Here is an 11190-nt window from a genome sequence, read left to right on the forward strand (position 1 = left end):
TGTGCATCAGTCGGCGGGACCGGTGCCCCTGCCTCGCAACCGGGACGCGAGATCGTCGAGTTCCTTCGGGTCCCAATCGGGCAGCAGGGCCGCGGGCGAAACGTCGGGCCGCATGGGTTCCCCCTCCACCTCACCCGCGACGGACGCCAGCCGGCCGGCGTTCTTCAGCGCGAACACGTCGCGGGGCGTGATGTGCAGACCGGCCCTTCGGGCGCGTGAGACCAGTTCGATGGACATGATCGAGTCGCCGCCCAGCGCGAAGAAGCTGTCATCCACCCCGACCGCGTCCCTGCCGAGTACCTCCGCGAACAGCTCCGTCAGCAGCTTCTCCCGGGGGGTGCGAGGAGCCCGGCTCGAGGTGGCGGGGGTGACGTCGGGGACGGGCAGCGCTTTGTGGTCGATCTTCCCGTTGGGGGTGAGGGGGAAGGCATCCAACAGGACGAGTGCCGCGGGGACCATGTGTTCGGGGAGGCTCGCTGCCAGATGACGCGACAGCTCCCGTGTGTCGCCCCCCGTGTCCGGCACACCGGACGTCGCGTAGGCCACGAGGCGGCGTTTTCCCCTGCCGTCGGCACGGACCACGACCAGGCACTGGGACACGGAGGGGTGACTGGCCAGGACGGCCTCGATCTCACCGAGTTCCACCCGGAATCCGCGGATCTTCACCTGGTCGTCGGCACGGCCGACGAACTCGATGTCTCCCGATGCGTTACGCCGCACCAGGTCACCGGTGCGGTACATGCCCGTTCCGGGGGCGCCGAAAGGGTCGGCGACGAATCGCTCCGCGGTCTGCGCCGGCCGGTGCAGATAGCCGCGGCCGAGCCCCCGTCCAGCGAGGTACGCCTCACCCACCACACCTGTGGGTACCGGGTTCAGCGCACTGTCGAGGACATAGAGACGGGAGTGGGGAATGGGACGGCCCGCATCGGGGGCCGTGTCCCCGCGCAACGGGCCGCTCATGGTGGTGAGAACGGTGGACTCCGTGGCCCCGTAGACGTTGACGACGCGGACACCGGCGCGCGCCCACCGGGCAGCCAGTCCGGCGGGGAACGACTCACCGCCCATCAGTACTCCTCGCAGGCTGGGCGTGGTGTCCGGGTCCAGGGTGCTGAGCAGGGATGGTGTGGTCGTCAGGTGCGTGATCCGGTGACGACGGATCAGTCCGGCCAGCTCTTCGCCGCCGCAGGGGCCTCCGGCCGGGCCGAGCACCAGGGTGGCCCCGGTGAGCAGCGTCATCACGCAATCGCCGACGGCGGCGTCGAAGTTGGGCGACATCAGTTGCAGCAGTCGGCTGTCGGCGTCCAGAGCGAACTTCTCCGCATGTCCGGCCGCCAGGCCGGCGAGGCCGGAGTGCGGCAGCATGACCCCCTTCGGACGGCCTGTGGATCCTGAGGTATAGATCGCGTACGCCAACTGTGCGGGGCTGGACGGCCCGCGCCGGTCCTGGTCCGTGGGGTCCGTGGCGGGCGCCATGAGCAGGGCGTGTGCAGCCTCCGGTGCGTCGATGACCACGCGCGGCACGGCGGTGCGCGGAAGCCGTCCGGCCAGTGCGCCGGTGGTGACCAGCAGACCGGGCCTGGCGTCGGCCAGCAGGAACTCCAGCCGGTCGTACGGGAGGTTCGGGTCCACGGGGAGGTAGGCGGCGCCGGCCTTGAGGAGACCCAGCTGAACCGCCACCAGGTCCGCGGTTCTCGGCAGGGCGACCGCGACGAGCTGTTCGGCCTGTACGCCCAGGGCGATGAGCCGGTGCGCGAAACGGTTGGCCCTCTCGTTGAGCCGCGCGTAGCTCAGTACCGTGTCCCCGTCCACCAGGGCCGGGTGGTCGGGGGTACGAGCCACCTGGGCCTCGAACAGCTCGGCCCAGGTGCCGTCCGGCAGGTCGTGCGTGGTGTCGTTCCACTCCTCGGTCAGCCGGTACCGCTCGCGCGGGTCCAGTACGTCGATCTGGTCCACCGGCCGCTCGGGATCGTCCAGCACTGCGGCGAGCAGCCGCTGGAAGCGCGTGACGATGGACTCCGCCGTCGCCGCGTCGAAGAGATCGGTGCTGTACTGCAAGGAGGCGGCGTGACCCGCCGGTTCACCACGGTCGTCGGTGCGCCACTCGAAGTCGAACAACAGGTCGAAAGCGGCCGATGCGTTATCCGTCGGCTGCGCTGCCACGGTGAGCCCGGGGAACGTGCCCGGCCCACGGTCCCAGGCGCGCTCGGCACCGGCGACCGACAGCACCACCTGGAAGAGCGGGTGGCGTGCGAGTGACCGCTGCGGCTTGACCGCGTCCACTAGGCGTTCGAAGGGGATGTCCTGGTGGGCGTAGGCGGCCAGGTCCGTCTCGCGGGCCCTGGACACCAGTTCGGCGAAGGTCGGCCGCCCCGAGAGATCGACGCGCAGCACCAGCATGTTGACGAAGAAGCCGACCAGATCGTCCAAGACGTCATCCGTCCGGCCGGCGATCGGTGTGCCGAGGGGGATGTCGGTGCCCGCCCCGAGGCGGAAGAGCAGGGCTGTGACGGCGGCGTGCAGGACCATGAACGGGCTGGCGCGGTGCCGGCGCGCGAATGCCGTCAGCCGCTCCGCGGTCTCCTGGGGCACGGTGAACTCGACGGTCCCGCCCCGGTAACCGGGCTCCACCGGACGCGGGCGGTCGGTGGGCAGCTGCAGCTCCTCCGGCAGCTCTGCCAACTGTGCTGTCCAGTACGCCAGTTGACGTGAGACGGTGCTGGCGGGGTCGCTCTCGGACCCAAGGAACTCCTGCTGCCACAGGGTGTAGTCCGCGTACTGCACGGGCAGCGGCGCCCAGTCGGGCGCGGTCCCCTCGCACCGGGCCGCATACGCACGGCTCAGATCACGTGTGAACACCGGCGTGGACCAGCCGTCGGCTGCGATGTGGTACACCACCAGCGACAGGACGTGTTCCTGGGCGCCCGTCTCGAACAAGGTGGCTCGCAGCGGCAGTTCGGTCGACAGGTCGAAAGCCTGCCAGGCCACTTCCCCCAGCCGCCTCGCCAACTGTTCCCCGAAGACCGGCTCCACCGCCAGCTCCACACCGGTCGCGTCACGCACGACCTGGTACGGGACGCCTTGCTCCTCGGCGAACACCGTGCGCAGGACCTCGTGACGCTCCACCACGTCGCCGAGTGCCTCACGCAGTGCCCCGATGTCCAAGGGGCCTGAAAGACGCAGCGCGAAGTGCTGGTTGTACGCCTGGCCCGCGCCCTCGACGCGGTTGGAGAACCAGAGCCGGCGCTGCCCGTACGAGAGGGGCAGCCTCTCCGGCCGGGGCACCGCGCACGTCACCGGCGGGCGTCCGTCGCCGGCGTCGTCGAGGGCGGCCACGAGCGCCGAGACGGTCGGTGCGTCGAAGAACGCCCGTACCGGCAGCTCACAGCCGAAGACGGAGCGCACCCGGCTCACCAGACGGGTGGCGAGCAGGGAGTGTCCGCCCAGGTGGAAGAAGTCGTCGTCGACACCCACCCGCTCGACCCCGAGCACCTCGCAGAAGAGGTCGCAGAGGATGTGCTCCCTGGAGTCACGGGGCGCACGCGACATCGCCCCCGTCTCCGTGCTCGGGGCGGGCAGCGCACCGCGGTCCAGCTTCCCGTTCAGCGTCAAGGGCAGCACGTCGAGGGTGACGAACGCCGACGGCACCATGTAGTGCGGCAGTGCCTTGGCCGTGTGCGCTCTCAACTGCGCCGCGTCCACCGTGCCGCGCGCAGGCACCACGTAGGCCGCCAGGCGGGGTTCGCCCGGCTGGTCCTCACGTACGACCACCGCGCACTGGGCGACCGAGGCGTGCGCCGTCAGCACCGACTCGACCTCACCCGGCTCGATGCGGAAACCCCGCAGTTTCACCTGGTCATCGGAGCGCCCCACGAACTCCAGGACGCCGTCGGAACGCCAACGGACCAAGTCCCCGGTCCGGTACAGACGCCCTCCCGGCGGCCCGTACCGGTCGGCGATGAACCGTGCGGACGTCAGACCCGGCTCCCCCAGGTACCCCCTGGCCACGCCGATACCGCCCAGATACAGCTCTCCCACCACGCCGACGGGCACCAGATCCAGCCGACTGTCCAGCACATGGCCGTGCACGTGCGGCAGCGGGCGGCCGATCGCCTGCCGTCGGGTGGCGTCGTCGGGAAGCAGGGTGTGGCAGGTCGCTGTCACCGTGGTCTCGGTCGGCCCGTAGGCGTTGAGGAGGCCCGACCGTGTGCCTGTCTCGAACCAGGCGGCGAGCGCGCCCGGGTCGAACGCCTCGGCCCCTATCACCACCAGCCGCACACCGGCGGGAAGGTCGTCACCCGCGGCCATCGCCGACACCACCTGGTGCCAGTAGGCGGTCGGCAGGTTCAGCACCGTGATGCCGCGCTCGTCCACCGTGCGGAACACGTCGGGCAGCGGAACACCGACCGTCGTCGCACCGATGTCGAGTCGGGCTCCCGCGACGAGGGTGGAGAAGACTTCCTCGATGCTCGTGTCGAACCCGAACGAGGCGAACTGGAGCACTCGGTCCTCGGCCACGAGGCCGAACCGCCGCGCCTGAACGGCTGCCAGGCCGGCCAGCGAGCGGTGTTCGACAGCCACCGCCTTCGGCCGGCCCGTGGAACCCGAGGTGTAGATCACGTAGGCGAGGTCTCTTCCACCGAGCGAGGGCAGTGGCAGCTCAGGCGCGGCGGCGATCAGCTCCCTGTGGGCGCCGTCCAGTACCACCAGGTCCACCCCGAAGGCCCGCAGTTCCCGCAGGGCGGGAAGGTGTCCCTCCTCGGTCAGCACGACCTTCACCCGGCTCTGGCGCACCATGAACCGGACGCGGTCCGCGGGGAGCTGGGGGTCCAGCGGTACATAGGCGGCACCGGCCCTCATGACCCCGAGCAAGGCGGTCACCGCGCCGATGGACCGGCCGGCGAAGACACCCACCCTGTCGCCGCGGCGCACGCCGGCGCCTCGCAGGTACCAGGCCAGCCGGTCCGCTCGAGACGTCAACTCTCCGTAGGTGACGACCTCGTCCCCGCAGCTGATCGCCTGCCGGTCCGGTGGCGTGTTCGCGCCCACCGCCACATGGGCCAGGACGGGCGCCGGGAGCACGTCGGCACTGACGCCCCACGCGGCGATCGCCTGGCGGTCCTCGGCCGGCAACAGGGCGCTGTCCGCGATGCTCCGGCCTCCCGCGAGCAGGTCGTCCAGCAAAGTGATGAAGCATGAACTCCAGTGGCGGACGGTCTCCGGAGCGAAGAGGTCGGTCCGGTACTCGAAGAAGGCGGCGATGTCGTCTCCGGCGTTCTGGAGGATCAGAGCGCCGTCCTGCTCCTCCTCCCCCGACAGCAGCCGTGAGAAGCGCGCGCCCCCCGGCAGGGCGGAGTTTCCGCTCTGCTCCGGCAGGTGCATGAACACCCATTGGTACAGCGGCGTACGGTTGTGCGGCCGTTCGGGATTGAGATCCGCGATGATCCGGCCGTTCGGCACGTCCGCGTTGGCCCTCACCCACTGGAACGACTCCTTGAAGTCTTCCACGACCGTGTCGAAGCCGACGTGCGGATCGATTTTCCAGCGAGTGGGAATGACGTTCATGACGTATCCCATGACCCGGTCCAGGCCACGGGCCGAGCGCTGCGCGTTCGGCGTGCCGATGACGAGGTCCCGCTCGCCGCTGAGCCGGTGCAGGAAGACGGCGAAGGCCGAGATCATGACCGTGAAGACGGTGGCACGGTGGCTTCTGGCGTACTCGCGCACTTTGTGCGAGAGCTCGCGGGGAAGCATGAACGAGTGCTGTCCGCCGTTGAGAGTGATGGGTGCGCGCGGGTTCAGCGGGGCGGCGAGGGGGGAAGGGGCAGGAAGATCGGCGAGGTAGGACCGCCAGAACTCCAGCTGCTGCTCGTAGACTCCCGCCTCTTCGAGTTCCCTCTGCCACGAGGCGAAGTCGGCGTACTGCCTGGGGGGGCGTGTCGGGCCTTCCGCCGGCGGTTCGGCCTGCGTCAGTGCGGCGTACGCCTGGTGGAACTCACGGTGGAGGATACCGACCGACCACCAGTCGGAGACCATGTGGTGCTGCGCCAGCAGAAGCAGTGACCGGGTGGTGTCGACGCGGACGAAGCATCCCCGGACCAGGGGTTCCTCGTCCAGTGTGAACGGGCGGCGGCGGAATGCGTCGATCACGTCTTGAACGGCGCGTTCCCGCTCCGGCTCGGGGACCTCGCGCAGATCCACTCGTTCCATCCGCCACTGGTGGAGAGGCCGCGGAAGCATGCGCAGGCCGTCCGGGGTCGCCACCACAGTGGAACGGAGGGCGTCGTGGTTGGCCATGACCAGGTTCAGGGCACGTTCCAGATCGTCCGCGCTGACGAGCGTGTCGAAGTCGTATGCGCTGCACAGGTTGATCACCGCGCTGTCCGGATACAGCGACTGGAAGGTCCACAGGTCCTCCTGCGCGGGGCTCAGCGGCGCGGGGCCGTCGGGGTCGTCCCGCAGCGGGAGCACGGCCGGCATGGATCCCACGTGGCGACCTTGCTCGACCAGGCGACGCATGAAGCGCACACGCTGTTCACTGGTGAGAGCGGCTATGCGTTCGGCGAGGGAGGGTTCGGCTGGCATGCTCGGCTCCGTTGTGCGTCAGCGGTGGGAAGTGGTCAGTCCTTGCGTCACGGACGCCGCGCCAGGGTTGCGCGCAGTTCGGCGAGCCGGTGCATCGACGCCAGCACCTCGTCCTCGGGCAGCCCGAAGTCCACGAAGCAGGCGATTTCGTCGACACCCGCGTCGCGCAGCTCGGTCATCGTTTTCAGACAGGTCGCGGGAGAGCCGAGGAGCGATCCGCCGGCGAGGTAGCGCTCGAAGGCGAAATCGAGCAGTCGGCCCTGATCGGCCTGATTGAGACCGGCGATCCCGGTAGCCCGGTCGGCACCCCGGTGACTGGCGACCTGTTGCAGAAAACTCGACAGATATCCCGCCAGGGGCTGGCGTACCATCGCCCGCACGGCGGAGTCACTCTGCCCCACGTAGGCGTGCATCATGAGTGACACGACATTCTGGGAACGTTTCCCTGGACCTGGCCGGGTGGATGCCTCGACGAATGCCTGACGGTATATCCCGATTTTTTCGGCGAGCTCCTTCCGCGTCTGGCCGATACTGGCTCCCAGGATTCCCATTCCCATGGAGGCCGCGGTTCTCCACGTCTCCGTGGTACCCGATGTAGTGAGCCACAGCGGCAAGTCGGGGGTCGTCGGCACCGGTCGGGAACGCACCTCGACCGACTCGCCGGTTCCGTCCGTGAACGAGACGGGCTCACCCGACCAGAGCCTCCTCAGCAGCGCAACATCCCGCAACGTCGTCTTCCGTCGGTCGGCATAGCGGTCGGGGGCGAGGACGAAGTCCTTCGAGTGCCAGCCGGTCGCAACGGAGATACCCACCCGGCCCCGCGAGAGATTGTCCACCACGGCCCATTCTTCGGCCACACTCGCAGGGTGGTGCAGCGGCAGGACGACACTGCCGGCCCGGATCTCGATCCGCTGGGTGGAGACGGCCAGGGCCGCACCGAGCACGGAAGGACTCGGGAAGATGTGGCCGAAATTCTGGAAATGGCGCTCCGGAGTCCACAGGGCCTTGAAGCCGAGTTCATCCGCAGCCCGAGCGATCGTGAGCACGTCGTCGTAGTGATCCGCAGGCGAGACAGAAGTTTCCGTCCCGAAAAACATGATACTGAGGTCCATTGATTCACCCGGGCACGGATCGTCGATTGCTTCGGATACAGTGTCGCAGTACAAGCATTCAGACCAGGAGCAGCCCCGGACATCGGTAAAAACCGCAGTTACGGGTGCCTGCCGGGCGGAATACTCCGTAACGACGGTTTTCACGGGTGCCTCACCCCTTGGGGCCTGCTTCGATGAGGGAATCGTCATAATAGACCCGAAAAGGGAGGCATGGTCATTACATGCGACGGTCAGAGCTGGACGTCTCCTGTTTCGACCGGGAGTACTTCCTCAAGAACGAGCCGGTCAAGATCGCGGACATGGCTACCGAGTGGCCGGCCGTAGAGAAATGGTCACCCGCGTACTTCGCATCAATGCTCAAGCGTCAGACGACCTTCGTCAATTTCAACGAAAAAGGCATATTCGACGTCAACCAGAGCTCCACCACCGGTCCCGTGCTCAGGATGCGGAGCCGTTCGCGCAGGCCGTGAACAAAATAACGTCCACGAGGGGAGGCAGCTACTACATCCAGCAGTCGAACCTCTCGGCCTATGGGCCACTGGCTGACATACGGTCGCCATACCTGCTCGACGAGTCCAAGACGGTGGTGGCCACGAACCTCTGGTTCGGCGGTCGGGGAGCGAGATCTCCCCTGCATTTCGACCTCGGCGACAATTTCCTGGTCCAGATATTCGGCAAGAAGAGAGTCACTCTCATCCCGCCCGCGCAGTCGTCGCACGTCTACCCGGCGACCGGCCAGAAACTTCCGCACTGCAGTCTGGTGAACATCTTCGATCCGGACCTCTCCGTCTATCCCGACTTCAGCGAGGCTCGACGGCAATCCAACGTCGTGGAATTGGGGCCGGGTGAGGCCCTCTTCATCCCCAGCACATGGTGGCACGCCACGGAATCGACCGAGGTCTCGGCTTCAGTCAATTTCTGGTGGGCGTCCACGGACACGCACGAGTAACACGATGTCGCGGCGGCGGTACCGCACGGCACCGCCGCCGCGAACTGGCCGCATACGGTCAGCAAGAGCTGCCCAGGCCCACCAGGTGACCGTCCCGCTTCGCGTAGGAGCTTCGCCTTTCGGCGGGTTCGGCGGTGGACGTCGTATCCATGCCCCGTTGCGCGGCCCACGCGGCGATGTGGGCGCGGGACCGCAGCCCGAGAGCGGTGCGGATGTTGCGGATGTGCGTCTCCACCGTGCGCACCGAGACATGTATCCGGTCCGCGATCTGCCGGTTGGTCAGGCCCTTCACCACGAGGGTGACCACATCACGCTCCCGCGTGCTCAGCGGCAGCTCCGCCGCCGGCGCCGCGCTCGCACCGGATCCGGGCGATCCCACGACGGCCTCCAGGGCCTGGCTCCTGCACATCGTCCTGCCCTCGTCGAAGGCGGCTGTCGCCCGGCCGGCGGGGAGGGCCTTCGTCGCGGCGGCGTGAGCTTCCCGGACGCGGTCGCGCCACCACGCTCCTCCCCAGGCAAGGCCGCGCCCGAGACCGGTGGCCGCGCCGATGAGCCGCAGGCCCGTCTCGAACCGGTTGGCGCGCACGGCGGCCACGGCCAGTCCCTCCAGCGCTCCGGCGGTCTCCCAGGTCTGCTGCTCGGTGCACCCGCGCAGGGCTTCGGTGAAGTACGACTCGGCCGCGGGCAGATCGTCCTTCTCCAGCGCGAGCACCCCGGCCGTGACCAACGTCGAGCCGAGCTGCGGGGGCAGCATGGCGCGCAGGACCGGAACCGCCTCCTCGATCGCCCGTTCCGCCTCCTTCACCGCGCCTTCCCGCAGCCTGTGCAGGGCCAGGCCGCCCAGACACAGTCCCGTCAGCGTGCCGTCCGCCAGGGTGCCGGCAATCTCGAGGCACTCCCGCAGGTCCGCCACGGCGCCCTCGTGATCACCGCCCATCTCGTGGAGCGAGCTGCGTAGCAGGAGCATCCGGCACAGCACCGCATCGCGGTCGAGACCACGTTCCAGTCCGATCGCCTGTGTGGCGTGCCGTACGGCCGTCTCCACGTCCATACGGTCCGCCGCGCACATCGCCGCCCCCTCGAACGCGAGGCTGCGGTACGGCGACGACCCGGGCGTACGCTCCAGGGCTCTCGTCAGCAGCTCCTCCGCGCCGTCGGCGCGGCGGCCGTTCTCCGTCATGGCGAAGGCGCTGGCGAGCAGGAGTCGGCGCTCGTCGTCGTCATCCATCCGTCGCACGACGTGCGCGATGTTGCCGCGTTCCTCATCCAGCTGGGACAGCGTCGTCGGACGGATGCAGGCCTGTGTCCGCAACGGGGCGGACAGCGCTGCCAGGAAGTCGATCACACGTTCGTACACCGATGCGGCTTCGCCCTCCTCGACGAGCCGCTCATATCCGTGACGGCGCAATGGCTCCAGCATCCGGAACCGGACGGGCCCGTCCTGCTCGGTGTGCGAGATGATGATCGACTTCGCCTCAAGGCCGATCAGCAGCTCCGCCGTCCCGCCCACGGGGGCACCGCTCGCGCCCGACACGGCCGCCACCGCGTCGGCCCCGAATCCGCCTGCCAGCACGGACAGTCTCCGGTACAGCGACTGTTCCGCCGGGGTCAACAGGTCGTAACCCCACTGCAGCGATGCCCGCAGGCTCCGGTGGCGGTGGTCGGCCAGCCGCCAGCCGCTCGTCAGCAGCGCCAAGGGATCGTCCAGCCGGTGAGCGATGTCGGCGGGCGGGAAGACGCGGATCAGCCGTGCGGCCATCTCGATGGCGAGGGGCAGGCCTTCCAGCCGGCGGCAGATCTCACCGATGAACGGAGCGTTCTCCTCAGTGAGCTGGAAATCAGGTGCCACCGCCCAGGCCCGCTCCAGGAAGAGGAGGACCGCGTGCGACCGAAGACACTCGGTGAGGGCGGATCCTCGCTCCGGCCGGGGGCAGGCCAGCCCCGCCACGGAGAACACGGCCTCGCCCGGTAGCCGCAGCGGCTCCCGGCTGGTCACCAGCACGCGCAGGTTCGGGCGGCCCGGCAGCAGCCGGCCGAGCTGGGTGCCGCACTCGTCCAGCACATGCTCGCACCCGTCCAGGATCAGCAGGCGCTCCACCCCGCCCACGGCTTCGGAGACCGTCCGGCTTCCGGGCACAGGCGTCTCACCGGCCGCCTCGGCGAGCCGCTCCCGCAGTCCTGCGGCGTCGGTGATCTGTTCCAGCTTCACCATGCTCGCCTCGCGGCGTCTGCCGCGCTGGGCCTGCGCGGCCAATTCCAGCGCCAGCCGGGTCTTCCCCACCCCCGCCGGTCCGGTGAGCGTCAGGATGCGTCCGTTCTGGAGTAACCGGCCCGCCTCGATCATCTCGTCCGTGCGCCCGATGAAGCTGCTCAGGTGGGTCAGGGGCGCGCCGACGGGGACCGGACTCACACACGCGAGTTGTTTCCGAAGACGGTGCGACCGCTGACGGCAGGCATTCGAACAGTAACGAGAACGAGCGGGCGTTCCGTCGGACGCTCTCCTTCGTGGAATCGGCACGGCACACATCTCGCATGCGTTTTCTTCCT

5 protein-coding genes are annotated in these 11190 nt (G+C 68.8%); 2 read left to right on the plus strand and 3 right to left on the minus strand.

The window, feature by feature from the left end; genetic code table 11:
* Positions 1–6: 6 nt before the first annotated feature.
* Both ACZ5DC_RS37025 and ACZ5DC_RS37030 read right to left on the minus strand, forming a co-directional pair.
* Positions 7–6582 carry an amino acid adenylation domain-containing protein gene (locus tag ACZ5DC_RS37025; RefSeq protein ID WP_468660268.1) on the minus strand — a complete coding sequence of 2192 codons (6576 nt, stop codon included), beginning with the start codon at positions 6580–6582 and terminating at the stop codon, positions 7–9.
* Positions 6583–6629: 47 nt separating this feature from the next.
* A complete protein-coding gene (locus ACZ5DC_RS37030; RefSeq protein WP_468660270.1) occupies positions 6630–7694 on the minus strand; it encodes a MupA/Atu3671 family FMN-dependent luciferase-like monooxygenase in 1065 nt (354 codons plus the stop codon).
* A gap of 221 nt (positions 7695–7915) precedes the next feature.
* On the opposite strand from ACZ5DC_RS37030, the gene ACZ5DC_RS37035 reads away from it, so the two are divergent.
* Together ACZ5DC_RS37035 and ACZ5DC_RS37040 are read left to right on the plus strand one after the other, a co-directional pair.
* Positions 7916–8164 carry a hypothetical protein gene (locus ACZ5DC_RS37035; RefSeq protein WP_468660322.1) on the plus strand — a complete coding sequence of 83 codons (249 nt, stop codon included), beginning with the start codon at positions 7916–7918 and terminating at the stop codon, positions 8162–8164.
* Entirely contained in the window at positions 8095–8643 is a 549-nt protein-coding gene (locus tag ACZ5DC_RS37040) for a cupin-like domain-containing protein (protein ID WP_468660316.1), read from the plus strand. The genes ACZ5DC_RS37035 and ACZ5DC_RS37040 overlap by 70 nt, the downstream gene beginning before the upstream one ends.
* A 58-nt stretch (positions 8644–8701) precedes the next feature.
* Here the strand turns inward: ACZ5DC_RS37040 and ACZ5DC_RS37045 are convergent, their stop codons facing one another.
* The gene (locus ACZ5DC_RS37045; RefSeq protein ID WP_468660272.1) at positions 8702–11053 is read right to left on the minus strand and encodes an ATP-binding protein; all 2352 of its coding nucleotides are present in this window, start codon (positions 11051–11053) and stop codon (positions 8702–8704) included.
* Between the last annotated feature and the right edge of the window lie 137 nt (positions 11054–11190).

It is taken from the genome of Streptomyces sp. NPDC031445 (assembly GCF_055581365.1).

Excerpts from the sequence above, each read along its gene's own strand:
- ACZ5DC_RS37025 (WP_468660268.1), bottom strand. The coding sequence starts at position 6,582 with ATGCCAGCCGAACCCTCCCTCGCCGAACGCATAGCCGCTCTCACCAGT.
- ACZ5DC_RS37030 (WP_468660270.1), bottom strand. The coding sequence starts at position 7,694 with ATGGACCTCAGTATCATGTTTTTCGGGACGGAAACTTCTGTCTCGCCT.
- ACZ5DC_RS37035 (WP_468660322.1), top strand. The coding sequence starts at position 7,916 with ATGCGACGGTCAGAGCTGGACGTCTCCTGTTTCGACCGGGAGTACTTC.